Annotated in this window: 17 protein-coding genes; 11 read left to right on the forward strand and 6 right to left on the reverse strand. The window is 42.6% G+C overall.

Annotation, left to right across the window (positions count from 1 at the left end; translation table 11 throughout):
* The first annotated feature begins 2 nt into the window (after window positions 1-2).
* From DBR43_RS19060 to DBR43_RS19075, 4 genes are read left to right on the forward strand one after another with little or no spacing between them, the layout of a single operon-like run.
* Window positions 3-701, forward strand: a complete 699-nt coding sequence (locus DBR43_RS19060; RefSeq protein WP_124583669.1) for a hypothetical protein — start codon at window positions 3-5, stop codon at window positions 699-701.
* Window positions 694-2,850 (forward strand): 7TM diverse intracellular signaling domain-containing protein, encoded by a 2,157-nt coding sequence (locus tag DBR43_RS19065; RefSeq protein ID WP_124583671.1) that lies wholly within the window; start codon window positions 694-696, stop codon window positions 2,848-2,850. Before DBR43_RS19060 ends, DBR43_RS19065 begins: the two co-directional genes overlap by 8 nt.
* An 11-nt stretch (window positions 2,851-2,861) precedes the next feature.
* Entirely contained in the window at window positions 2,862-3,941 is a 1,080-nt protein-coding gene (locus DBR43_RS19070) for a hybrid sensor histidine kinase/response regulator (RefSeq protein ID WP_124583673.1), read from the forward strand.
* Entirely contained in the window at window positions 3,931-4,335 is a 405-nt protein-coding gene (locus DBR43_RS19075) for a response regulator (RefSeq protein ID WP_124583675.1), read from the forward strand. The genes DBR43_RS19070 and DBR43_RS19075 overlap by 11 nt, the downstream gene beginning before the upstream one ends.
* A 67-nt stretch (window positions 4,336-4,402) precedes the next feature.
* Here the strand turns inward: DBR43_RS19075 and fabV are convergent, their stop codons facing one another.
* Together fabV and DBR43_RS19085 are read right to left on the reverse strand one after the other, a co-directional pair.
* Window positions 4,403-5,593, reverse strand: coding sequence for an enoyl-ACP reductase FabV (gene fabV / locus DBR43_RS19080; RefSeq protein WP_124583677.1), 1,191 nt, complete (start codon window positions 5,591-5,593; stop codon window positions 4,403-4,405).
* A 130-nt stretch (window positions 5,594-5,723) separates the two neighbouring features.
* Entirely contained in the window at window positions 5,724-6,557 is an 834-nt protein-coding gene (locus tag DBR43_RS19085) for a M57 family metalloprotease (RefSeq protein WP_124583679.1), read from the reverse strand.
* 259 nt (window positions 6,558-6,816) lie between these two features.
* On the opposite strand from DBR43_RS19085, the gene DBR43_RS19090 reads away from it, so the two are divergent.
* The 3 genes from DBR43_RS19090 to DBR43_RS19100 all read left to right on the forward strand — a co-directional run bounded on the left by DBR43_RS19090 (window position 6,817) and on the right by DBR43_RS19100 (window position 11,443).
* Window positions 6,817-9,501 carry a S8 family peptidase gene (locus DBR43_RS19090; RefSeq protein ID WP_124583681.1) on the forward strand — a complete coding sequence of 895 codons (2,685 nt, stop codon included), beginning with the start codon at window positions 6,817-6,819 and terminating at the stop codon, window positions 9,499-9,501.
* A gap of 12 nt (window positions 9,502-9,513) precedes the next feature.
* Window positions 9,514-10,047, forward strand: coding sequence for a GNAT family N-acetyltransferase (locus DBR43_RS19095; protein ID WP_124583683.1), 534 nt, complete (start codon window positions 9,514-9,516; stop codon window positions 10,045-10,047).
* A gap of 157 nt (window positions 10,048-10,204) precedes the next feature.
* Window positions 10,205-11,443: a hypothetical protein gene (locus DBR43_RS19100; protein WP_124583685.1), complete on the forward strand. Its 1,239-nt coding sequence runs from the start codon at window positions 10,205-10,207 to the stop codon at window positions 11,441-11,443.
* A 49-nt stretch (window positions 11,444-11,492) separates the two neighbouring features.
* Here the strand turns inward: DBR43_RS19100 and DBR43_RS19105 are convergent, their stop codons facing one another.
* Both DBR43_RS19105 and DBR43_RS19110 read right to left on the reverse strand, forming a co-directional pair.
* Window positions 11,493-12,338, reverse strand: a complete 846-nt coding sequence (locus DBR43_RS19105; RefSeq protein WP_124583687.1) for a DUF4249 family protein — start codon at window positions 12,336-12,338, stop codon at window positions 11,493-11,495.
* Window positions 12,335-14,671 (reverse strand): TonB-dependent receptor domain-containing protein, encoded by a 2,337-nt coding sequence (locus tag DBR43_RS19110; RefSeq protein ID WP_124583689.1) that lies wholly within the window; start codon window positions 14,669-14,671, stop codon window positions 12,335-12,337. Before DBR43_RS19110 ends, DBR43_RS19105 begins: the two co-directional genes overlap by 4 nt.
* A 235-nt stretch (window positions 14,672-14,906) precedes the next feature.
* Here DBR43_RS19110 and DBR43_RS19115 point away from each other — a divergent pair, with 235 nt between their 5' ends.
* The 3 genes from DBR43_RS19115 to DBR43_RS19125 all read left to right on the forward strand — a co-directional run bounded on the left by DBR43_RS19115 (window position 14,907) and on the right by DBR43_RS19125 (window position 19,701).
* A complete protein-coding gene (locus DBR43_RS19115) occupies window positions 14,907-16,805 on the forward strand; it encodes a TonB-dependent receptor plug domain-containing protein (RefSeq protein WP_124583691.1) in 1,899 nt (632 codons plus the stop codon).
* Window positions 16,806-16,844: 39 nt separating this feature from the next.
* Window positions 16,845-17,642, forward strand: a complete 798-nt coding sequence (locus DBR43_RS19120; RefSeq protein WP_124583693.1) for a helix-turn-helix transcriptional regulator — start codon at window positions 16,845-16,847, stop codon at window positions 17,640-17,642.
* 61 nt (window positions 17,643-17,703) lie between these two features.
* On the forward strand, window positions 17,704-19,701 hold the full coding sequence (locus DBR43_RS19125) for a M1 family aminopeptidase (RefSeq protein WP_124583694.1): 1,998 nt from the start codon (window positions 17,704-17,706) through the stop codon (window positions 19,699-19,701).
* Here DBR43_RS19125 and DBR43_RS19130 read toward each other — a convergent pair.
* Window positions 19,670-21,016 carry a MutS-related protein gene (locus DBR43_RS19130; RefSeq protein WP_124583695.1) on the reverse strand — a complete coding sequence of 449 codons (1,347 nt, stop codon included), beginning with the start codon at window positions 21,014-21,016 and terminating at the stop codon, window positions 19,670-19,672. The two genes, DBR43_RS19125 and DBR43_RS19130, sit on opposite strands and share 32 nt — an antisense overlap.
* 168 nt (window positions 21,017-21,184) lie before the next feature.
* Between DBR43_RS19130 and DBR43_RS19135 the strand changes: the two genes are divergently transcribed.
* On the forward strand, window positions 21,185-22,669 hold the full coding sequence (locus tag DBR43_RS19135; RefSeq protein WP_124583697.1) for a tetratricopeptide repeat protein: 1,485 nt from the start codon (window positions 21,185-21,187) through the stop codon (window positions 22,667-22,669).
* Between the two features lie 2 nt (window positions 22,670-22,671).
* Here the strand turns inward: DBR43_RS19135 and DBR43_RS19140 are convergent, their stop codons facing one another.
* A complete protein-coding gene (locus DBR43_RS19140; RefSeq protein ID WP_124583699.1) occupies window positions 22,672-25,050 on the reverse strand; it encodes an outer membrane beta-barrel family protein in 2,379 nt (792 codons plus the stop codon).
* Window positions 25,051-25,160 lie beyond the last annotated feature (110 nt).

A 25,160-nucleotide genomic window follows, 5' to 3' on the forward strand; every position in this document is an offset into this window, starting at 1 on the left:
AAATGGAAATGAAGCTAACCTTCCGGTCATTTACTGCGGTTAAAGAGCCCGAAACCTGTGAAAGGTATCTTGAAGGGCATGTACAGGTGTTAAAAGACTATGGGATTACCAATATCACCACCAATAACAGACAATGGATGGACCTGCCCAATGTGCATGGAATCGTTGCTGAAACAGAAAGTGGAGAAGTGGTAGGCGGGGTACGTGTTCATATCGCAGATGGCATTCATCCGCTTCCTGTAGAAAAGGCAGTGGGATCGATGGACCCTAATGTGGCGACGATCATTAATCAGTATTTTGATAGCGGAACTGGTGAGCTTTGTGGACTTTGGAATGCAAAAAGTGTGGCTGGTGTGGGCATCAGCATCCTGCTCGTAAGGGCAGGAATTGCGATTGTAAACCAAATCAGACTGGCCTCACTTTTTACCATCTGCGCAGATTATACCCTGCCAATGGTTAGAAAAGTAGGCTTTGTGGTAGAGGACTCCCTGGGTAAAGGAGGTGAATTTGTCTATCCCAACGACAATTATATTGCGAGGGTTCTCCGAAAAATGAATGCAAAAACGCTGGAAACAGCAGAGGAATTTGACAGAGAACGTATCTTTGACTTAAGAGACAACCCGATCCAGCTTACCATGGAAACCGGGCCTAAAGGAGACGTAGAAATTGATTATCAGTTATTAATACCTAAATATGAATAAATTCTGGAGTTGTTTTCTGTTGTTAATCTGGGCAGCATTTTTTGCGCCTTTGCAATCATCAGGACAAGACACCGTAATTGTTAAGACTGGTAAAATCGAGCGTAATTTTGGCAATAAAATTATGCTCTTAAAAGATCAGGAACACAGCATCGACATTAAAGCTGCCCTGACAAATCAGGAGTATACTCGCTTAAATACCCCCGTACCTAATTTAGGCGTTACAAATGCTACTTATTGGTTGAAATTTCTGATCAAAAATGAAAGCAACAGGTCTGACCTCATGTTGAGGCTTGCCCTTCCAACCATTGATTATTTAGACTTTTTTATCGTCGATTCCGCTCATAAAGTGATTCGTCATGAAGCAACCGGCGACAGGCTACCCTATGCCAGCAGGAAATTCGACAACCCCATCCCTACCCTGAGGTTTAATCTGGAAAGGCATAAAACCTATACCATTCTGTTGAAAATTCATGGCGGAGAACAACTGCAGGTTCCGCTGACTGTTGGAAACAGCAGCTCCCTGATCGATGAGATCCAAAACGCCTCCATCATCTTCGGTTTATATATCGGGATCATTTCCGTAATGTTTATCTATAACCTGTTTTTGTTCATCTCTACAAAGGACAAGAGCTATTTATACTACATTGTCTATATCCTGATTATAGGCCTTACACAGGCCAATTTTCAGGGCTATGCCTTTAAATACCTATGGCCTGACAATACATGGCTGTCTACCCATGCCGTTTACATCCTGAGTTCACTGGCGGCCCTGTCGGCAATAGAATTCATGAAGCAGTTTTTGCATACCCGGGATTTCCTTCCAACATTACATAAAACGCTGAACTTTTTCTATCTGCCATACCTGATTGCCCTGATCTCTACCTTTTTTGGAGATTTAAATTTAGGGTATCAGATCATTCAGGTTACCGCTGTTGCCGCAGCAATGTATATGCTGATCATTGCTTTCATGGTCTATTTAAAAGGATTCAGACCGGCCAAGTTTTTCCTTCTGGCCTGGAGTGTCTTTCTCCTGGGCGTATGCAGCTTTGTACTGAAAGATTACAATATCTTAGAATACAACACCTTTACCTATAACATGATGCCATTTGGCTCAGCATTGGAAGTGGTTTTACTTTCTTTTGCACTGGCTGATAAGATCGATACCTTTAAAAAGGAAAAAGAAGAATCTCAGGCTCAGGCCCTTCGGATTTCCCTTGAAAATGAGCAGTTGATCAAGCAACAAAATGTCGAATTGGAGCAAAAGGTAAATGAAAGAACACTCGAGTTACAGGAATCCAACAGTACACTTGAACTGACGCTTAAAGACCTTAAGGAAGCACAGAGTCAGCTGGTCGATTCAGAAAAAATGGCCGGGCTCGGACAACTTACTGCCGGTATTGCACATGAAATCAACAACCCGATTAATTTTGTGACCTCTAATATCAAACCTTTGGAACTCGATATTGAAGAGCTAAACGAAGTCATCAACATGTACGAAAACCTCAAACTTGATGAGGATCTAAACACACAAATCAATGCAATTGAGAGCTTTAAGAAGAGAATAGATCTCGATTTTGTCCGCGATGAAATCAAATCCCTCCTGTCGGGAATCGGTGAAGGCGCAAAACGAACTGCAGAAATTATCAGAAGCTTGAAAAATTTTAGCAGATTAGATGAAAACGATTGTAAATTCGTTGACCTGAACGAAGGATTGGACTCCACATTGGTGCTGGTTAGAAATACCTTTCCTGCCAACTTTAATATTGAGAAAAATTATGGTAACTTACCTAAAGTTGAATGCATGCCGGGGAAAATCAATCAGGTATTCATGAACCTGATCAGTAATGCCATTCAAGCCATTAAAGGAAAAGCACCAAGTACGGAAGAAGACAAGTTAATCATTACCACCTGGCATGAAAATGATCAGGTAAAAATCAGCATTAAAGACACAGGACCAGGAATGTCAGAAGAAGTTAAACAGAAAATTTTTGAACCCTTTTTCACCACTAAAGATGTGGGTGAAGGAACTGGTCTGGGATTATCCATTGTGTTCAGAATCATTGAAAACCATCATGGCCAGATTGATGTACTCACAAAAGTAAATCACGGTACAGAATTTATTATTACCTTACCCGTAACCTCACGATAATACACTTTATTATGAATGCAACAACTATACGTGTTCTGTATATTGATGATGAAGAAAATAACTTGCACGCTTTCAAAGCAAGTTTTAGACGCCAGTATGAAATTTACACAGCCATATCCGCTGACGAAGGATTAAAAATTCTTGAAAACGTTTCCGTGCAGGTGATTATTGCGGATCAGAAAATGCCCAATACAACAGGGGTGGAATTTTTTAAGAACATTAAACACACTTATCCCGATCCTACAAGAATCTTGCTGACCGGTTATACCGACATTGAGGCCCTTGCAGATGCGATCAATCATGGGGACATTTACAGGTATATCACCAAACCATGGAATGACCTGGAACTGCACAACTCCATCAAAAATGCTTATGATGCCTATAAATCTAAAATAGACCTCAGAAATAAAGTAGCGGAGCTGGAGAAAACCAATGATGAACTGAACCGGTTTATTTACAGCATTTCCCACGAGCTACGGGCACCCCTGGTTTCTGCCATGGGAATTGTCAACCTCGTTAAAATGGAAGGCCTCTTTCATTCCAGCGGCGAATACTGGGGATTGATAGAAACCTGCTCCAACAGATTGGATTACTATATCCAGAAAACACTCCAATACTATAAAAACAACAAGACCATTTCAGAGAACACTGCGGTCGACTTCAAGAAACTGGTCTCAGATCTGATCGAACTGTATTCGTATACGGATAAAGACATGCATTTCAATGTGAACATTACCCAGAATGAACCTTTCTTTGGGGATGCCTTCAGAATTGAAGTGATTTTAGGCAATCTGATTTCCAATGCCATCAAATATCAGAAAGAAACTGAGCTGAATAAAAATGTAAACATCACCATAGAGGTTCAGCCAACGCAGGTAAACATTGCCATCAACGACAATGGAATGGGCATCCTGAATGAACATTTAGAAAAAATATTCCTCCAGTTCTTCAAGAGCAAGATCAATCATGGAAGTGGTCTGGGCCTTTTCATCGTGAAAGAAGCATTGAATAAAATTAACGGAAAAATAGCGGTAAGTTCGAACTCAATAGAAGGCACCACCTTTAAAATAACGATTCCAAATGTTAAGTAAGTACAAAAGAGTAATGTTGATAGATGACAATGAAGTTGATCTGAAGATCAATTCAAAAATCATTACGATATCTAAGTTATTTGATGAAATCATTCTTTGCCAATCCGGAGAAGAAGCACTCAACTACCTCAACCGAAACCTGAGGGAAGAAGACAAACTCCCTGATTTCATTTTACTGGACATTCAAATGCCGGAAATGGATGGCTTTGAATTTCTGGAAATATTTAAAAGATTGCCAAGTCCTATTACAGAGAAATGTATTGTGGCCATTCTTTCCTCCACACTGGATTTCGGGGACATCAAAAAAGCAGAGGCAAACCCTCATGTCATCAGGCTGTTCAAAAAGCCCCTCTTCCCTAAAGAACTGGAAGAAGTACTGGCTAAATATCTATAAAAAAGAGCTAAAATAAAGAAGGGCAATTTTCAGTTTGAAAATTGCCCTTTTTTAAAAATAACAGGATTTATACCAATCCTGAAATCTCTACCATTTCGTTTACATCTGCTTCGTAGTCAATTCCTGCTACGTCAAAACCAAAAAGGTTAAGGAAATCTTTTTTGTAACCAGCAAGGTCTCCTGTTGAAGGAAGCGTTTCTGTAGTTGATTCCAGCCATAAAGCCGCAACCTTCGCCTGAACGTCTTCACGCATCTCCCAATCGTCTACACGGATTCTTCCCTGTGCATCAGTCAATACTTCAGCGCCGGTATATAGGCGCTCTTTAAACAAACGCTGGATCTGCTCGATACATCCTTCATGAATTCCTTCTGCTTTCATCACTTTATATAGTAAAGAGATGTATAACGGAATCACCGGAATTGCGGAGCTCGCCTGGGTCACTAAGGCTTTGTTTACCGATACATAAGCTTTTCCCTTAATATCCTTTAACTTATCCGTAATCGTGAAAGCTGTGGCCTCTAAATGGTCTTTAGCGCGACCTATAGTTCCCTTACGGTATACTGCCTCAGTCAAAGCAGGGCCGATATAAGAATAAGCAACTGTAGTTGCACCTTCAGCAAGTAAGCCTGCAGCTTTTAATTCGTCAATCCACATTGCCCAATCTTCACCACCCATTACGGCAACTGTATTTTCAATATCTTCTTCATTCGCCGGCTGAATAGAGATTTCAGAAACAACTCCGGTATGAAAATCTACCGTATTGTTGCTAAATACCTCACCTATCGGCCTCAAGACTGAATTATGCGTTACTCCCGTTACCGGATGAACCCTTTTAGGAGAAGCCAGACTGTAAATAACCAGGTCGATCTGTCCAAGGTCTGCTTTGATTAAAGCCAGTGTTTTTTCTTTGATCTCTTTGGAAAAAGCATCTCCATTGATGCTTTTAGCATACAAGCCTGCAGCATGCGCCTGTGTTTCAAATGCGGCAGTATTGTACCAGCCTGGAGAAGCTGTTTTTCCTTCTGCAGGTGGTTTTTCAAAATAAACACCAATGGTAGCTGCATCAGATCCAAAGGCACTGGTAATCCTGGAAGCCAGACCAAAACCGGTGGAAGCACCAATGACAAGCACTTTTTTCGGGCCATCAATCGGTCCTTTCGATTTTACATAGTTGATCTGATTCAACACATTTTGGGCACAACCTTCAGGATGAGCGGTAAGGCATATAAACCCACGTATTCTAGGCGCAATAATCATAAATATTTTTTTTATAGCGTTTTTACTCAATTATTCAGCAAACATAATAAAACAAAAAACAAAACCCGGTACTTTAGACCGGGTTCTGTTAGATCACCTATTCACAAGGCGCTATATTAATTTTCAGGAATTAATACAGGTAGTTAAGCGCAATAATGTCATTGGCGTTAAAAGTACGGTTTCCACCGTTCGAGCAGGCAAGCATCCATGAGTTTGCATCAGGGCCTGTCGGCGTTCCAGGGATGTGGGTTGCACCAACACCTGCTGTTCCTTCATTACCGGCACCAGATGCACCGCAGCTATAAGCACGGTTCATGTAATCGGTATGACGGAAGCCGATACAATGTCCAACTTCATGCTGAATTACAGAAGCAAGGTAATTCAAATTAGGATTCGTTCCATAAGCCGCCGGGTGAGTATTCATGCGGATCTGGTTAAAAGGGTTACCCCCGCTAGGAAATCCTGCCGAACCTAAAGTAATGAAACCTCCGCTCGGACCTTCATAAAAACCAACAATATTGATCCTTCCGGTGGTTCCGGTTGTCGCCAATTGGAAAGTAAGGGCCAAATTGAGCGCATTGTATCTGTTGATCATGATGATCGCAGCATCTTTATATACCTGCGGCAGGTTCGTTACGGAAACCGTAATTACCTGCGGAAGGTTGGTTACTAAATTGGTGGTTCTATACTGCTCTTCTTTTGCGATCACCAAATTAGGGCTTTCGACTTTTTGAGCAAGATTCTCATCTGTCAGAAGGATATCTCCTTCTACAAGGTACCCGCCTTCAGTTTTACGGGCACCTTCAGTGCTAAATCCCTGGGCTTTAATCTGGGCTAAAGTGGCAGCAGAAAGTTCTTCCTGTTTTGGCGCTTCTTCAGCTACACTTTTGTCTTTTGTACATGAGTAAAGTCCCCCGGTTAATAAGCACAGCACGGCTAGGGTTAAGATTCGATTGGTTTTCATAAATTAGTTTAATTAGGATGATTAATATTGGTTAGTTAATTTGTGAAATAGGTGATTAATTGTAATTTAGTAAGAATTATTTACGTAATCAAAATTTTACAACATAAAATTATTGAATTTTCTACCTAGATCTCTTTTATTGCTATTCTGGCTAATTAGCACCGATGTCCAGGCCCAGATTCCCTCAACGAAAATTGAGCGGGCATATGAGAAGTATGTTTCGGTTTCCGATAAAAAACTAATACTTCCTGTAGATAGTATGGTCCTCATAAAAACCAACAGAGTTCTTAGTGCCAATGAATTAGCAAAATTAAATCCCAGCAGACAGTTCTCCTCAACCCATTTTGTGCTGAACCGGAAAGCCTTAAAAAACTTAGCCGCAACAGTCGTTTTTCAGGCTCCGGCAAACGCTTTATGGAAGGCCAGTGACCGGCTCAATGAGCTGTTGGCACAAGGTAGTTCCCAGGCCAAACCCATAAAAGTAAGGTTCGTCCTCAAAGAACTCAAAAACGGAGTTCCTTCATTTCTATCGAAGTACCAGCCGGAGGTTGATCATCGCCATAACCTCATCACCGCACTGATGCCGCTTTCCGAAATACCTGCTGTTTTGGAACAGGAAAACATTCTTTTTGCAGACATTATCCAAACGGTCAAAGAAGAAGCCGTTCAGGCAAAATTTGACCATACACTGAATGAAATCTCGACCGTACATGCCCTCTTTCCGGAGATCAACGGCAATGGAATTACCATTTCCTTAAAAGAGCGAATGTTTGATGTCAAAGACATCGACTTATTAGGCAAGTATATTCCGGGGGCAATCAGTGGCAGCAGCCAGATTGCGCAGCATGCGACGGATATGGCAACCACAGCACTTGGCAATGGAAACTCCTATTACAAAGGCCTTGGGGTAGCACCTGCTGCTAAATTGAGTTCCTCAAATTTCGAAAGGAGTCTCCTGCCCGATGAATTGAAAAGTTTTAAAGATTTAAACATCAATATTCAAAACCATTCGTACGGAACGGAGCTAGAAAATATGTATGGCATCGAAGCCGCTGCCTACGATAAACAGGTATTCGAAGCACCGGAACTGATCCATGTTTTCTCCGCAGGCAACAGTGGTACAGAAACGCCAAAGTCGGGAACCTATAACGGCCTTCCGAATATCGCAAACCTCACCGGAAATTTTAAACAGGCAAAAAATATCCTGGTCATTGGCGGAATAAACCGGGAGAATATGACCGAGTCCGGCAGCAGCAGGGGACCAGCCTATGATGGAAGGGTAAAGCCGGATCTGGTTTCTTTTGGAGAAGACGGAACTTCCGGTGCAACAGCCCTGGCCAGTGGCGTAACAATTCTCTTTGAACAAAAATACCAAAGCCTTTTTGGAAAAACACCTTCTTCTGCACTGGCAAGGAGCATATTAATCAATTCCGCTGATGACCTGGGAACGCCACAGGTGGATTATGTGTATGGCTATGGTAAATTAAATGCACGTGAAGCCTTAAATACGCTGACAGAGAAAAGGTATCAGACAGGGGTACTGAGCCAGGATCAGGATTTCAGTTTTCCGATATCAGTTCCTGCAAATCAAAAATCAATTAAAGTTACCCTGGTATGGAACGATCCTCCTGCGCAGCTGAACACTGCACAAAGCATTGTTAACCACCTCGACTTGTCATTACAAAGCCCATCCGGAGAAGTCATTTTACCCTGGGTGCTGAGCAGTTATCCTCACCTGGATTCACTTGCAGCTCCGGCAAAACGAAAGATCGACCAGCTGAATACAGTACAGCAGCTTAGCCTGGAAAACCTTGCTCCGGGAACCTATACGGTTCATATCAAAGGCCGTAAAGTACAGCAAGCCACTCAGGATTTTTCCATTGCCTACAGCCTCAGTGCTGCAAATGATTTCCTTTGGACTTATCCTGAAAATGCAGACCATGTTCCGGCAACTGAAGCAAATTATTTCCGATGGAAAAACAGCTTCTCTCCTGGTAAAACAGGAAAGCTCTCCATTAGCTACGACAACGGAACCAACTGGACCGTTCTCAATAACAATACCGATCTGAGCAAAAATTTCTATCAGTGGACCACACCCGACCTGTTCACGAAAGCAATCCTAAAAATGGAAATCGATGGAAATCCATTTCAAAGCAAGCCCTTCCTCATTTCTAAATCACCTCAACTGGAAATCGGCTACAATTGCGATGAGGCATTGTTCTTCCACTGGAGCCCGATAGCCAATGCTACCGGTTATACCATCTATCACCTTAAAGATCAGAAAATGGTCCCTCTGGTTGAGCTCAGCGATACCCTGACCATTGTACAAAAAACAACAACCAACAGTACCATCTTTGCCATTGCGGCCAAAGGGCCTGGTTTTACAGGATTGAGAAGCCGGACTATTGATTATACCCTACAGGGGATCTCCTGCTACACCCGCTCATTCACCGGAACCGCTATCGGAGATGAGGTGGTCCTGAATCTACTGATTGGCACCACCAATAACCTGAAAAAGCTCAGCTGGGAAAAACAGATTTCAAGAGGTGTTTTCGCCCCCCTTTCAGAAAGCAACATCATACCCGGACAACTGACCTATAGCTATACCGATCTTAACCCCAACAAAGGTCCGCAATGGTACCGGGTAACAATGGAAACGCTTGATGGCCGCAAAATCCAGACAGAAGTCATCCTGGTGGATTTCCTGAAAGATGCGGATTTCAGTTTTTACCCCAACCCTGTCGAAACCAGCATCAATATCCTGAACGGAGGATACGAAGCCTATACTTTCGAAATGTACAACATTCTTGGCCAGCGCGTCTTCGAAGAAAAAGCAAATGGGAATACACAATTTGACGTCTCCAGGTTAAACACAGGGCTCTATATCGGCGTGATCTCCAGAAATGGCAAATCCCTGAAAAGGATTAAAATCATTAAGAAATAACTCCTCCTGTTTATGAAAGAGATCAGGTACAAACCGCTGAAGAGAAAGGAAATTGAACAGATCAGAACAATTGACCGGGCAGAAAGCATTTATGAATCTTACGAATACAAAGAAGGAATCCTGATCCTGGTTCCTGATCATTATGAAGTCAGCGAATGGGAGGATGAAGAACTTGACGAACTGATCGCCGCACAGTATAAAATCATAGATGCAGGCGGAATTGTAATCGGTGCCTTCGACGATAAGACACTTGCCGGAGCGGTCTCCATAGAAAAGAAAAAAAGGGGCTCCAATGCTGATTACTGCAAAATGGACATGTTATATGTCAGTTCCAACTATAGAGGCCGACAAATCGGACAACATTTAATCGTAGAAGCAAAAAGAGAAGGAAAGGCTTTTGGAGCGACGAAATTGTACATCTCTGCGACCCCAACAAAAGCAACTGTCGACTTTTACCTGAAATCCGGAGCAACATTAACCGAAGAACCTGATGCAGAACTACTTGGCCAAGAGCCACTTGACATCCACCTGGAACTAAAAATCTAATCCACAAGAAAAATAAACAGAGAAAGATATCTGCATTATAAAAATACATTGCCCATAACGCAAATCAAACTGCGAAAAGACTCACATTTGGCATAAAAACAAACCAACAGAGAAAATTATAGTTACCTTCGTTCAAATTTAAACCAACACAGAAATAATGAAGAAAAACATTTTATTCTCTGCCCTTCTATTAGGGGCTCTCGTATCATGTAAAAAAAAGGATCTGAATTCAGAGCCACCAGTACTTCCACCTGTTAAACTGGAATATTCTAAACTCACCGTTGAAAAACACAAAGAAGCTTTAGTAGAGAATGGGATTAATTTTATAGGAAAAATAAACACTTTACCTAATGAGAAATTTATTGGCGCATTAACCAGACTGGCAGAGCTTGACCTTGAAATAATTTCCAACACTGTGGTTGGAAGACAACTCATCTCTACCGGATTCGCGGCTAAGAGTAAAAATGTAACCGGCATATTTTCTGCACTTACCTCAACAAATACAGGCGTTAAATCGGGTGCTTTAAATGAATTCTACGGAATCTACACCTTCGATAGCAAACTAAACAAATGGACCAAAACAGCATCCAGCGATAAATTTGAAATCCGCTATCCTGCAACAGTAACGGCTACCGAAAACAATGCGGTAATCACAGCAACCTATACTGCTGCTAAAGCAACGGCATCCCTTGATGGAACAACGTATGAGCTGCCTGCTTCTGTAAGTGCAACATTGAAAGTTGACAATAAAGATGAGCTGAAATTAACCTCAACTTATGAGTTCAATACAGACGGTACACCTTTAAAAACAAACATAAACCTGGCTTTAGGTTCTTTTACCCTGAAAATAGACGTAAGCAATGATTTAAAAGTATTAAAATCAAGTGCTTCCATTTCCAAAGGAACTGAAACCTTGTTTAGTATCAACACTACAGGAAATGGCAATACAAACTTTAACGTAATTAAAGATGCCGAAAGATTTGCAGATGTATTAAAAGATGCAAATACCTCTATGCAGATCATGAACATCCAGGTTGCCGGTCAGATCAATATTAAAGCAATAGATGATGCCATCATAGCAAACGAAAAACTTGCTGAAAAAGAAAGATATAAAAAGGATGCTGAGGCTTATACCGCCAACTCTAATATCCTTGCTGTCTATAAAGCAGAAAATGCAATCATTGCCAAAACGGAGTTTGTATCTGTCGAAGATTCTTATTCTTATACCTATTACGATTACGAAAAGAAAGAACCCGTTACGGTAACACAATACTACTATAATATTGAACCTCGCCTGATATTTGGCGATGGGTCTAAATATAGCATGGAAGCATTTAAGGAATCTGGTTTCAGCAAACTGGTTAAAGAGTTTGAGGCTTATACCAATCGTTTCTAAAATACGGTAACGAAGATAAAAAAGCGGAAGATGATCATCTTCCGCTTTTTTATTGGGCAATCACCCGATAAATGGTAGAAGCATAACCACACCATATTCCAACTCCGGGCCCCTTAATATTTGTTTTCAGTGCTTTCGTACTTCCAACCAAAGGATTCGAGCCATTCAGCACCTCATCCTGCAAGCTGTTCCAGAATTCAAACCCACTTTGCGGGATTCCCGAAAATTTAACCATCACTGTATCCCCCTTCATAAAATAAGGATCGTGTTTACTTGTCAGGTTATTCTCCGGACCTCTGTTTACCTGGAGCTGTAATTCTTTCCCGTTAAAATACTGGTCGTTCTGATTGGAGAGCAGGGTTGGCGTAAAAACTTTTGCCTTTTCTAATTTAGTATATAGCCTGTAGTAATTCTTATCGGCCGCCTCATCCTTAAAACGAACATTTAGCTGGACCTTATTCTCAGGCTTCGAGACAAACCAAACGCTTTCTAAAGGCGTAACCTTGGGAATAGAAGTCTCTGCCTCAAGCGTATTGCCGGCATATTCTACGGTTAACTTATAATTCCCTCCCGTCGCCCCTTTCAGCGAAGTCCCCCGGTATAAAAAATATGGAAAGTAACGTTTGTCGGTCACCCCGGTTAACACCTCTGTTTCAGTTCCGTCAGACACGGTTACTTTAGCATATCGAATCACCACTTCTGCCAGTTGCGCGGAATCTATCGCCGTAAAAAAGGGTAAATTATGAGTTACAATTACATAAGGATAATCATCCTTTTCGATCCAGCCCTCTACTACAAAACGGGGCTTATATGGCGCCGGTTTATCCTCTTTCTTACAGGAATAAGCCATGATCACCAGCAGGATAATAAAAACATTTTTACAAAAATTCATCATTTGAAAACTACTTTATAATTAATTGCAGGAAGGATGGGAAGCAGGGCGATGGACTTTTCCTGTACAGACACCCTGCCCGAACTCAGACTCCCGCGGGCCATATAATAATTAAACATGGGGTTCTTTTTATTGTACACGTTATAAACCGATAAGGAAAGCGAACTCTTATACTTGCCGGTATTAAACTGATATCCTGCAGAAAGGTCAAGCCTGTGATAAAGGGGCATTCTGGAGTCGTTATATGCGCCGTATTCATTGACCACATTCCCCGCAATCAGATACCTGCTCACCGGCTTGGTATAAGCATTGCCGGTGGCTAAGGTAAACAATGCCGATAGGTTCCAGCGCGGAGATAACCTGTAATCAGATACCAGCGAAAGATCATGCGTTCTATCGTACTTAAAAGGAAAAGCCCGGCCTTCGTTAATTTCGGCAAATGTCCGTTCAGACCTGGAAAGTGTGTAACTCAGGTAACCGGTAAACTTTCCTTTTTTCTTTTTCAGGAAAAATTCGGCACCATAACTCTTACCCTTTCCCAGGTAAATATGGTCTTCAATCTTAAGGTTATCGAACAGGTTCATGATGCCACCGGAGAATTCGATCGCATTTTCTGCATCTCTCGCATATAAATCAATATAGCCCTCATACCCCGCATCGGCCCATTCTTTAAAAATACCGAAGCTGTATTGGTTCCCCTTTTCAGGGGGAACCCCACTGATACTGGGCATCCAGAAATCACTTGGAAAATTGGAGGCCGTTACCGGAATCAGGTGAATGGTCTGTACATTCCTGGAATAAGCAAACTTTAGTGCCGTCTGCTTGTTCAAATGATACCTTGCCGTAAAGGAGGGTTCCAGAAAAAGCTCGTCATTCAGTGTTTTACTTCTTGGAAAATAACTAATCCCACCGTCTTTATTAGTGATTCGATAGGGTCCGGTATGGCGGTAATACGTTAACCGAAGTCCGGCATAAATACTCAGACGCTCTGAAAACCGATAATCATCACTAAGGAATAAGGCAGCCTCGTCGGCAAAGTAAGTATTGGGGATTCCATAATCAAAATCCGTCAACCCATTTCTGGCGAAGGGCGTATTGGGTTTAAATTTATGCTGACTAAGGTTTATGCCTGCTTTCAGCTGATGCTGTTCCAGGTAAACCTGTATCGCCGACTGGTAAGTAAAATCCCTGATTGCAGATTGGACCCCTGCTTTAAAGCCCTCCTGCTGCATGCCGAACTTAAAACGGTATCCACTATAACTTAAGGTATTGTCCAGGACTACCTGATTAGAAACCATACGGTTCCAGTTAATGGATGCGGCGCTATTCTGCCAGTCCATTCCGTTGTTTATCTGAAACCTGCGGATGTCAAAGCCAAAATCATCTCCTCCCATATATAAACTGGCAAACAAACGGTCCTTCTTTGTTAAAGACAAAGCAGAAGAGAAGTTAAGGTCATAAAAATCATAACTCATGCGGTTGCTGGATTCATCTCTGTTTCCTAACCGGTTCACGATCGGCCATACGGAATGGTTCATAAATGTTTTCCGCATAGCGGTCGAAAAGGACCAGTTCTTCGTGATCGGAACCTTCAGGTTCAGACTGGCCGCCAACACGCTCAGCTCTGCTTCCAGTCTCAGCGAATCTGCGACCTCGGAATTGCTTTTAATGTCGATCACAGCAGACAACCTTCCGCCATATTCCGATGGAATCCCCGACTTATAAAACCTGACCTGTTCCACAGCATTGCTATTAAATACAGAGAAAAATCCAAGCAGGTGCGAAGGGTTGTAAACTACAGAATGGTTAAAAAGCACCAGATTCTGACCGGAGCTGCTGCCCCGAACAAAGAGCCCCGCATTTCCTTCTCCGCCGTTTCCGATTCCAGGCAGGGTCTGGATGGTCTTAATAAGGTCATGCACCCCTAAAAAAGCAGGTGCTTTCTCCAAATCACCGGCCTTTAGCAGGTGATAATTATTCAGGTTACTTTTCAGGATTCCCCGCTCAGCACTGATCTGGACCTCATTTAAGAATTGGGTATTTGTTTTTAAATAAAAAGTCTGATGATGGTCCTTCCTCAGCAGCAATTCCGGGCGCAGCTCCACATAAGACATATGGCTGATCCGCAGCCCGGTCTTTCCTTTATCGAGCAACATTTTAAAATAGCCGTTTTGATCGGTCAGGGTCTGCTCTTGTCCTGATTTTGAATAAACCCGCGCTCCGGAAATGGCCTTCCTGCTGGAATCAGCCAACACTATACCTTCCAACAATACTTTCTGGGCCAGCCCATTAAAACCCAATAACAGGAGCAACAAAACGAGAAACGGTTTAGACATATACTTACAAAAACGGGATAGCGCGTTATGTTCGTAAAGAACGTCATTTTTTACTCAAGGGCTCCCATAAAGTGTAAAAAAATCAATCCATAAGATATAAATTTTACGGACAATTATTTTCCCGGGATTGCGCCCTGACTCGGCTTCTTCTCATAAATCATTCATTAAAATCCCAAAAACGCAAAAGAATGATCGCATTTAAAGACCTATATTTGGCCCCCAAATATAAACAAGCATGCTTTTTAAAAATTCCGCATCCCTGATCGCTTTGTTGGGTTGTACCCTCATCGTGAATGCGCAAACAGAAAATATTCCCAAACCTTTAAATGATACCACCAGGAAACTGAATGAAGTCATGGTCAAAGAAAACAGACTTCAATTGCCTTTTTCCAAACAAAACCGGAACATCTCTATCATCGACCGGGAGAAAATCCAAAGCCTGCCGGTCAGGTCGGTCAGCGAATTGCTCAGTTATGTTTCCGGTGTAGATGTTCGTCAGCGCGGTCCAGGTGGATCACAGGCAGACATCAGCATGGATGGAGGAACATTTGATCAGAGTCTGGTGTTAATCAATGGAGTTAAAGTTTCAGATCCGCAGACCGGACATAACATGATGAACCTCCCGATCACGATGGACGACATTGACCACATCGAGGTTCTTCGGGGATCGGCCTCCAGAATCTATGGCATCAATGCCCTCACCGGCGCCATCAATATTGTTACCCGAACGGTAAAGAAAAACGGGCTTTCAGCAAACCTGTTCTCCGGGAGCAGTTTTAAAAAGAAAGAAGGAAATGGCAGTACCTATGCCAATTACGGCATACAGGCCAGCGGATCACTCGCATTAAACAGTTCTTCCCATTTGCTCTCTGTGGCTCAGGAAGCCGGAAACGGTTACCGCTACAATACCGCCTTTAACAACCAGAAACTGTATTACCAAGGAAAAATAAATGTGGGGTCTTCGGACTACCTTGATGTTATGGCAGGCTATGTCCATAATAATTTCGGCGCAAATGCATTCTATGCGGCTCCCGGAGATAAAGAAGCCGAAGAAACCGTAAAGACCGCACTGGCCTCAGTTTCCTATACGACTAAAATCACGGAGAGCTGGACATTGGTGCCCAGGATCAGTTACCGCAATAACGTAGACGATTATCTTTACATCAAGCAAACACCAGACAAGTTCCACAACCACCACATCAGCAATGTATTCGATGCAGAACTGAACAATACAATCCAAACGGGCATCGGTACTTTTGGTTTCGGGCTGGAAGCAAGAACGGAACGCATCAAAAGCACCAACCTCGGCAAAAGAGACCGGACCAATACCGGTATCTTTGGAGAATACAAATTTGAGCCCATCTCCCGTTTGCTCGTGAATGTGGGCATGTATACCAATTACAATTCCGACTATGGATGGCAGGCCTTTCCCGGTCTGGACGCAGGCTATAATTTTTACGGCAACTGGCGCTTATTTGCGAACCTCGGAACCGGACAACGCTTACCCACCTATACCGACCTTTATTATAAAGGGCCAACCAATATCGGAAACGATCAGCTTCGCCCGGAAAAATCAAAATATGCAGAGGGAGGGATTAAGTTCAACAATGACCAGCTTTCCATGAATGCAAGTTATTTTGTCCGCAGAATCGATAATTTTATTGATTGGGTAAAAGCACAGCAGAGCGATCCATGGCAGCCACAAAATTTCAGTCAGGTCAACACAAAAGGTTTTACTTTAAGCGCAGACTATAAGCTGAGCAACCTTTCTCAAAACGGATGTTTAAACGGACTCAGACTGGGGGCTTCTTATACCCATCTTGATCCCAGCTTTAAAACCACACTAAGCACTGCAAACTTCTCCAGATATGCACTGGAAAGTTTGAGAAATCAGCTGAGCGGAACGGTCAATGCGACATTTTATAAGGTCATCGACCTTACGCTGACTGCCCGTTACAACGAACGCATCAGCTATAAAAACTACACCGTAATGGATGCAAGAATAGCCTTTAAACAATCGAAATTCAGCATTTATGCAGATGGGGCCAACCTGTTTAATGTACAATACATTGAGGCAGGAGCGGTACCTATGCCCGGTTCCTGGTTTACCCTCGGCCTAAAGGCTGGAATCTAGTCTTAAAAATGGCTATATTTGGTTAGAGATCTACCAAATATGGCCATTTTATTATCCTCTGGAAACTATTTCGGCATAGAGAAGAAGTTTAATGAACACCCCCTGTTCAAGTTAAACATCACCCATTATGCGCCATTTGAGTGCATCCATGAACATTACCATGAAAATGCCTACCTCAGCTTGCTGATCAAAGGAAAATACCATGAACTGAACCAGCGCAGCGAGGGCATTATGAACCCCGGAGAAGTGATTCTCCGTCCTTCCGGATACCTTCATGCCAATAACTTCCCAGAAACCGGAGGCAGCTGCATGAACGTTGAATTTAAGAACGATGTGCTGACTACTTACGGACTCCGCTCCGTACTACCTGAAAAGGCAACCACCTACAAAGCAGGGGCCTTTACGTACCTTTATAAACTCCTCTATTGCTTTAGCAATGATCTTGACCCTGAACTCTCTGAAGAATACATCTTCAACTGGCTGGCGGAAAATGAGAATTACCCCATTCCTTCCCGTTTGTTGTGGCTGCCAAAGGTGAAAACGATTCTGGAAAATGAACTGGAAATCCAACATACCCTGGTGTCGATTTCAGAAAGGGTCTTTGTGCACCCCGTCTATCTGGCCAGGGCATTCCGGGAACGGGAAGGCCTCACACCCGGAGAATATAAGCTTAAAATGCGCGTTAAAAAATCAGTAGAACTGTTGTTCAATACAAAGCTTTCAATTTCTGAAATTGCCTATTCCACAGGATTTTCTGACACCGCTCATTTCATCAAATCTTTCCGTCTCTATTACCCGGTTTCACCTCATAAATACCGATCCGTTTTAAAAGGTTAATCTGATACAATTTTTCCGGCGCTGCCTTTCCTTCTTTTGTATAAACCTTTGGATAAAAATTATGCGTTACAAAACCAGATATCAGTACCTGTTTTTAGCTTGCCTTTTAATGTTCAGCAGCCTGGGATACACTCAGAAAAACCTCCGGTATGAGATGGAGGTAACAGCGGATTTAACAGCAGGCCGCTTTGCAGTCAAAGGCAAAATATCTTTCCTTACCGAGGCTTATTCATCAGATTCCGTACAGATTGTCATCAGCAAAGGAAATACAGCACCCATCATCAGGTTATTGAATCAGGAGGTTAAAATCAGCAAAACCGATACCTCCAGAAATAATTCCGGCGATATCGTTTACCAACTGAGGTTTTCCCGAAGCCTGGTCCCGGGCAGCCGGCTGGAATTTGATTATCAATATGAACGTGGCGCAACACGCAGCTTTCAATATTTCATAGATACCACTTTTTGTATGGCGGGTGGTTATGGTTCTGCCTGGTACCCCCAGCTCAACTCCCTTGCTGAAGATGGCAGCAAAAAATACACAAGAGGTACAGGGACTATTACCGTTACCACTGCCCCCGGCCTTACTGCGGTGATGGCAGCCAGTACTTCAAAAATCCTATCCGGCAGACCAGGAAAAACGGTCGAATTCAGCTATACAGAACCGGACATCTTCTCTTTATACATTGGGAACTACAAAGTACATTCCTACCAGGGAATTGTTCCTTTCTATGCTTATACCCTGGCCAATACTGCTTATAACGAAGAAGTGGCCATCAAATCGGAGCAGGTACTCTCCTTTCTCAGTACGCAATTTGGTCCCTTAAAAATCCCGGGCTTCAGCATCATTGAATTTCCGGAACATGTTTCCGAGCAAACCGGAATTGGCGGGGCGAGTTTACTTGGTGGCATCCTGATGCCCAGTTCTGCCATCAGACGGTTTAATTATGCCTTGTTCGGTCATGAGCTTGCCCATCAATGGTGGGGCAACCTGATCATGGCGAAGGGAGAAAAAGGAGAAGCCATACTTTCGGAAGGAATGGCACAATACGGTTCATTCCAGGTGGTTCAGAAATTTGATCCTGAACATGCCCTTGATTACCGCAAAACAGGATATCCCGGTTATATCAATGACCAGTCTGCTTTTGGCTACCTGAAGAATGCCGCAGCCGGAAATGATGAAGCCTTAACACATCTGACCGGTAGCAATGACCACATCATCGCGGACAGCAAAGGCTTCCTGGTATTGGAATTACTCTCCGAAACCCTGGGAAAGCAGAAATTCAACCAGGCACTTCATCAGATCAGCTCCAGATATCAGGTTTCCGGTCTCCGCTGGGAAGATTTCACAAAGGAGATCAATCAAGCCTATGGAAGCAACCTGGACTGGTTCTTTAAACAATGGTTTGAGCAGACCGGCGTTCCGGAATGGAAAAGCGAATGGCGCCAGGGACAAAAAGAACTCTTGCTCACCATCACACAAATCAATAACAGCTACCGCTTGCCCATGGACCTCCTCATCAGCTATGAAAATGGAGAAAGTATCCTTAAAAAAGTAGAGATCAGCACAGCGGTCAGCAGTATAAAAATCCCCATCAGCGGGAAAGTAAGCTCAGTTAAGACAGATCCCCATTTTAAAATCATCCATTGGGAGGAAAGCCTGAAACCAGCAGCATACGCAATGGCTAAAGTATCAGCCGTACAGAAACTCCGGATAGAACAGCAGTATGAGGCCGCCGAAAAATTAGCACTTTCCTATATTGACAGCTTATCAAAAACAGACAAATATGGCGTTGAATTCTCGCTGCTGTATATTTTAGGGCGAATGAAAGGCAGTCAACAGAAAAATACGGAAGCACTTAAATACTATATGAAGGCCATTAAATGTGCCGTCAGAACTCCCGATTACCTGGCCTATACCTATTACAGAATCGCACAGATCGCGGTAGCACAAAAAGACCGGGAATTACTTAACTGGGCCGTTGAGCAGGCGAAAAAAGCAGATGAGCTGAACAACGAAAATGACCACATCAGCACGATGACAGATCGCCTTTCTTTTTAGACACCTGGCGGATGATGTCGATGATCCCCTCCTGTTGAATAATGTACATGCCCAAACGTTCTTTCGAAACCCCTTCTTTTAGCTTATAGGTAAATACCGGCCGCTCGTCTTTGAAAAAGGTATCCATGTATTTGAAGGAGATGTTTTCAAAATGCCGGAGTTCGGCTGCCAGTTCAACGATATGCGTGGAGATAAAAAATATAGAATTGTGAATCCGGGAAAGCTCAGAAATAATTAAAAGAGAAGCATCAAAAGCATCTTTTACATTCGTTCCCCGGAACAGCTCATCAAAGATGATAAACATTCGATCCTGCTCAAGTAAACTGCTGACAGCCGCTTTCACCCGCTTCACTTCGCTGTAATAATGGCTGAGGCCCTGACCGATGTTGTCCGGTAAATTGATCGTCGTCAGCAAGCCGTTAAAAATGGTCGTTTCCATTCTCTCCGCAGGTACCGGGAAGCCGAGGTGCGACAGGTAAATCACGAGGCCCAGAGATTTCAATAAGGAGGATTTGCCCGCCATATTTGATCCGCTCAGGAAAGTAATGTTTTCCTCTTTTTTCAATAACAGATCATTACTAACCGGTTGCGCCAGCTCAGGATGAAACATGCCTGTTAACGTAACCCTTACCTCCTCATCAGCAGAATAAACCGGAAAACACCATCCCTTTTTAAGGGCTACGTTGGAGATCGTTTCAAAAGCATCCAGTTCATAGACCAGCTGGATCAATTCTTTCATTGCTGTTTTCTCCTTTCCACGACAAACATGGTCAAGCCGGCTAACCTGATAAAAGCGCAACTTCTTTTCATTCCATTCCCTTGCTCCTTTTAAAGCCTCCGAATTGATGATCCCGCTGATCCTTTGGCCAAGCCCCTGCAGATACTCAGGTGCGGCCTCTGACAACAATGTGTTGATAAAACCGTCAAGATATTTTAACAGGCGGATTAAATGACGAAGCCCTGTACTGATGGTATAATAATCATTGCCAGATCTGCTCCTGAGGAAATCAACCAGGGAATCCAGCAGGTTATTTCTGGAATAGGCTTTATTAAATTTTAGATAGTGTTCAATCAGGTCCAGCTGCTCCGGTCTGATGTCCAGGGCAATCCGCTGTTCAGAAAAATATTGGATCGCCTCTTTCCGGCGGTTCAGAAAGTCCAGGTCTGTGGAAGGCTGCCCCATCATTGTCCGGATCACCTCTCTTCCTCCTAAAGTCCTGCTCTCCCGGAAGATATTGAATATCGGATCTGACCCGGAAGTGCTGGTAAATATATTCAAGTCCCTGTAGGACTGGACATCCATATTAAAATTCATAGCATCTGCGATCAAAACCTGCTTAAGATAATCAAAACATTGGAACCCTTTTCCAAACAAGACATTTTATATCTATTATTTAAAGTGATCATCAATTCTGCTTAATTGTAATTTTTATTTAACATTTTTAAACCGGTTTTGAATGACATTACACTTAAAAAAATAGAAATGAAAATACCGGCATTAAGGACACTCATTTTAATGTTGCTTTCCCTGTTCTTTTCTTTAAGCGGTTATGCAGACGAAGGCTTATCGGAAAAAATAAAAAAGCTTCCTGAACTCAGTCCGAAAGTTGCTCAGGATTATTTATACCAACTTACCATAACTTACATCATTACAGCCTCCGATACCGATCACATCACGATAAATAAGAATCAGCTCCTGGCTGCACTTTCGGAAAGCAATATCGTGGCTAAGAAAATATTTGCCTATGAAATAGAGGCACTCGCGGCAAAAAAGTTAAGAAATCCCGAAAAAGCAAAACAGTATATTCTCCTTGCCCTGAAAGAAACAGGAGAATGGAAACCACAATTATCAAGGTTGCTGGGCATCCTCGCATTTATTGAAACCGGTCTGGAAAATTACATGGGCGCGATGGAGAGTTACCTCATGGTGGGAAAAATTCTTCAAAAACACCGCGATACCACCCGCCTCATTTTCAACTACAACAACATTGCCGACCTTTACATCAAGAACAACCTCTACCATGAAGCGATCTCTTCATTAAACCAGGCAACCTCACTTTCTCTTAAGTATTACAAAAACTTTGTTCCCAGCGTCATCTATCAAAATAAGGCCATCACCTATTTCTATCTTCAAAACCTGGATTCCCTGCAGCATTATACACAAAAGGTAATCAAAGGAGAAAAGCGTTTTCCTTACGACGTAATCGTGGAGCACAGGCTCCGGTATATGGAGCTTTTGCTTAAAAAAGATCCCGCAGCAATCGATGCCATCAAACTGGTCATGAATAATTTCAGGGATGATGACCATCTGTATACCAGCATTCACCTGGCCCGGGCCTATCTGCTATTCAACAAAACAACTAAAGCTAAAGAACTCACCTTCAAAATCCTGTCCTCCCCAAGCCTGAAGAACCCCGGGTATACCAGAAGTATTCTTTATGAATTACTCGGTGATGCCTATCAAAAAGAAGGCAATTTTAAATTGTCTTCCCGCTATTATGAGCAGGGAATGGATCAGTCTTTACTCAATGCAGAAAACATCATGAAGACGGGCAGTGTACTTACCTTTCTGAAATACGATGAAATTAAAAACAAGTATGTCCTGGCAGAGGAAAACCTCAAAGTCAAAAAAAACTATTTCATTTTACTGATGATCGTTGCAGCAATGGTCATCATTGTACTCTTTCTACTTTATAGATCAGTACGGATCAAGAAGAAATACAATGAACTCATGTACAATAAATTAAATAAAGAAATTTCGTTCATGAATTCTCACGAAGTCAGAAGGTACCTGAGTAATATCCAGGGCATCATCATGGTCATCCAAATGAGCGAAGATAAAAAGACAACCTACGTAGAGCTGGAAGATGCTCTTTTTGATTCAGCTCAGAATCTGGACAACTCCATTAAAAGCATTGCCAACAAACTCCATGACCATACTGAAAGCACCTATAAACATACCGGGTAAGGCTAGTTTGTTCTTTTTCGTTCTTCATCATTTCCAAAACTGCGTTCCTTTACATTTACCTTATCGTTTCCAAAATTGTAAGTCAGGGAAATCCGGAAAAACCTGCTGCTGTTATTTTCATTATATACCTGCCTGATTCCGTTCAGCACTGAAGTATAATTTTTCAAGTAGTTCCGGTTAAATACGTCGTTAACCAGCATCGATACCTGCAGGTTGTTTTTTACAAACGTTTGTCGCAGGCCAATGTTTAAGCCAGACATGGCATCAAATTCATATAGCCCTCTTTTAAAAGAAGAACTGTAGCGGTAATCTACCTGCAGCTTTGTCGATTCCCTCAGGGAAAAAGTATGACCTGTCGAGAAATACAGCTGCGCAGTATTTTTAGGACTGGCATTGATTCCGCTTGTAAACTTAGTTTTTGAACCTAAAAGGTAGACAGAATTCTCACTTTGCCACCAGGAAGTCAGCTGAAGGCTATAGTTCTCCCCTAGTCCAAAATATTGCTCCTGATAATAGTTTTCCCTTGTCAGCACAAGGGTATTGGTTTCCGGATCGGAGCTAAATACCGGCCCATATCCCTCGGTCGTGATGTTAAAGAAAACATTTGTCCTCCATACCCCTTTATAGACATGACTAAAGTCAAAGTTATCACTGAAAGAAGGTTTCAGGAAAGGGTTTCCTTCAGAATAACTGTTGCTGTTGATGTAGGAGCGGAAAGGGTTTAATACTCCGAAATCAGGTCTGTTGATCCTTCTTCCATAATTGAAAAGGAAACTATGGCTGACATTCGGTTTATAAGCACCGTAAAAGGTAGGAAACAACTTCAGGTAACTGTTTTTGTTTCGCTCGTTTAACGTTTCCGATTCCCCTTCAGTTGTTGTATTTTCAAGCCTCAGTCCGAACTGAACGCTCAGCTCAGGGCTAAAATCTTTAACTCCGTTTACATAGACCGCCTGGTTGTTCTCCTGATAACGAAATTCATTGGAACGGCCTTCATCTAAAACCGGGAATCCGGAAATGGTATTGAAGTAGTGAATGTCACCTTTACTTTTTATAAAGCTGATTTTAGCGCCGTACGACAAATTCATAAACTTTAGGGGCTGCTCCATATCGACCTTTGCGCTCAGGTTATTTATCGTCCTGGCCGAAACATTCCTTGCCGCCTGACTGGTATTCAGAAAAGTCATGTCCGGAGAAAAAACATTGGCTACAAAACGGTTATCTATCTTAGAATTATAAGTAAAGTAATCCAGATCCGCTGAAATTTTCCGGCCCGATGTATCTAACCTGGAAACCAGGTGTGCATTGTAGGTATGGTTTCCGGAACGGAGCTTTCTAGCCCCCTGATTGATCAGCAAGGAATCGACCTGCCCCATCCTGTTGTGAATTTTTATACCCGCAAAATCTTTAGAATCCGGTGTCTGGTCATTTCCCAGGTATTGAATCCCGACACTCGTCCGTTCTGAGAGGTCATAATCAAATGCCAGTCGCCCGGAAAGCTTGTCTTCCCTTTGTTTTCCATCGTATTTCAATTCCCAGAGACCGGAAGGATAGCTGGTATTCAGTTCCTGCAGCACCTTACTGTTTCCCATTGTTCCGCCCCCGCTAATGGAAAACCTGACTTTGTTTTTATGGTATAAGTAGTTGTTCCTCAAAGTGACGAGTCCATAACTGTTTTGATCGTAGGATAAAGTGGTAGAATTTTTCCAGGAATCCCTTGCTCCTTTCTTTAAAATGATATTGATCAGCCCTCCTTCTCCTCCAGCCTCATATTTTGCCGGAGGATTGCTGATCACTTCCACCTGCTTGATGTCTTTTGCCGATATGGATTTCAGAAAGCTGATCAGGTCATCTCCGGACAGCTCCACCATTCGCCCATCCAGCATCACACGCGAGGCCCCTTTTCCGAGCATACTGATGGCGTTGTTTTGTACCAGTACACCAGGGGCGGCACTGATTGCAGAAATGCCATCTCCAGCTTCCGCAGCAATACTGCTTTCAACATCAAAGATTAAACGGTCGGCTTTATAGCTGATGAGTTTCTTCCGCGCAACAACCAGAACCCCTTCCAGATTTCCGGTGTTTTCTTTCAATACAATTTCCCCCAGATCTAATTCCTTTTCAGGAGCCAGATTTAGCGACCAATCGCCCAGTCCCAAATAGCTGACCTTAATTTTGTAAGCTCCGCTTTTAACGTCCAGTTCAAAAGTACCATCGTCTTTTGTCAATGTTCCTTTGACCAGTTTCCCTTCAGAATTGCTTAAGATGACATTTGCCCAGGCCAGGGGAGCACTGCTGTTTTTCACCTTTCCTTTAATTTTTATTTGTGGGCTTGCCAGGAATGGCAATAAGATCAGGAGGAATAGTACAATACGCTTCATGTTTTTATTTTTTGTTCGAAACAAAGGTGCTGAGGTGCAGCAAGAGAAAGGTTCGACAAAAAAAAGTCGAACTCTTTTTCCATGAAGAAATCGGTTCGACTTTATACAAA

This window comes from Pedobacter sp. KBW06 (assembly GCF_003852525.1).
Classification (GTDB): domain Bacteria; phylum Bacteroidota; class Bacteroidia; order Sphingobacteriales; family Sphingobacteriaceae; genus Pedobacter.

Coding starts and splice junctions, on each gene's coding strand:
- DBR43_RS19105 (WP_124583687.1), bottom strand. CDS start 12,338: ATGATGAATTTTTGTAAAAATGTTTTTATTATCCTGCTGGTGATCATG.
- DBR43_RS19095 (WP_124583683.1), top strand. CDS start 9,514: ATGAAAGAGATCAGGTACAAACCGCTGAAGAGAAAGGAAATTGAACAG.
- DBR43_RS19085 (WP_124583679.1), bottom strand. CDS start 6,557: ATGAAAACCAATCGAATCTTAACCCTAGCCGTGCTGTGCTTATTAACC.
- DBR43_RS19110 (WP_124583689.1), bottom strand. CDS start 14,671: ATGTCTAAACCGTTTCTCGTTTTGTTGCTCCTGTTATTGGGTTTTAAT.
- DBR43_RS19090 (WP_124583681.1), top strand. CDS start 6,817: ATGGTCCTCATAAAAACCAACAGAGTTCTTAGTGCCAATGAATTAGCA.
- DBR43_RS19125 (WP_124583694.1), top strand. CDS start 17,704: ATGCGTTACAAAACCAGATATCAGTACCTGTTTTTAGCTTGCCTTTTA.
- DBR43_RS19115 (WP_124583691.1), top strand. CDS start 14,907: ATGCTTTTTAAAAATTCCGCATCCCTGATCGCTTTGTTGGGTTGTACC.
- DBR43_RS19065 (WP_124583671.1), top strand. CDS start 694: ATGAATAAATTCTGGAGTTGTTTTCTGTTGTTAATCTGGGCAGCATTT.
- DBR43_RS19100 (WP_124583685.1), top strand. CDS start 10,205: ATGAAGAAAAACATTTTATTCTCTGCCCTTCTATTAGGGGCTCTCGTA.
- DBR43_RS19075 (WP_124583675.1), top strand. CDS start 3,931: ATGTTAAGTAAGTACAAAAGAGTAATGTTGATAGATGACAATGAAGTT.
- DBR43_RS19060 (WP_124583669.1), top strand. CDS start 3: ATGGAAATGAAGCTAACCTTCCGGTCATTTACTGCGGTTAAAGAGCCC.
- DBR43_RS19070 (WP_124583673.1), top strand. CDS start 2,862: ATGAATGCAACAACTATACGTGTTCTGTATATTGATGATGAAGAAAAT.
- fabV (WP_124583677.1), bottom strand. CDS start 5,593: ATGATTATTGCGCCTAGAATACGTGGGTTTATATGCCTTACCGCTCAT.
- DBR43_RS19120 (WP_124583693.1), top strand. CDS start 16,845: ATGGCCATTTTATTATCCTCTGGAAACTATTTCGGCATAGAGAAGAAG.
- DBR43_RS19130 (WP_124583695.1), bottom strand. CDS start 21,016: ATGAATTTTAATATGGATGTCCAGTCCTACAGGGACTTGAATATATTT.
- DBR43_RS19140 (WP_124583699.1), bottom strand. CDS start 25,050: ATGAAGCGTATTGTACTATTCCTCCTGATCTTATTGCCATTCCTGGCA.
- DBR43_RS19135 (WP_124583697.1), top strand. CDS start 21,185: ATGAAAATACCGGCATTAAGGACACTCATTTTAATGTTGCTTTCCCTG.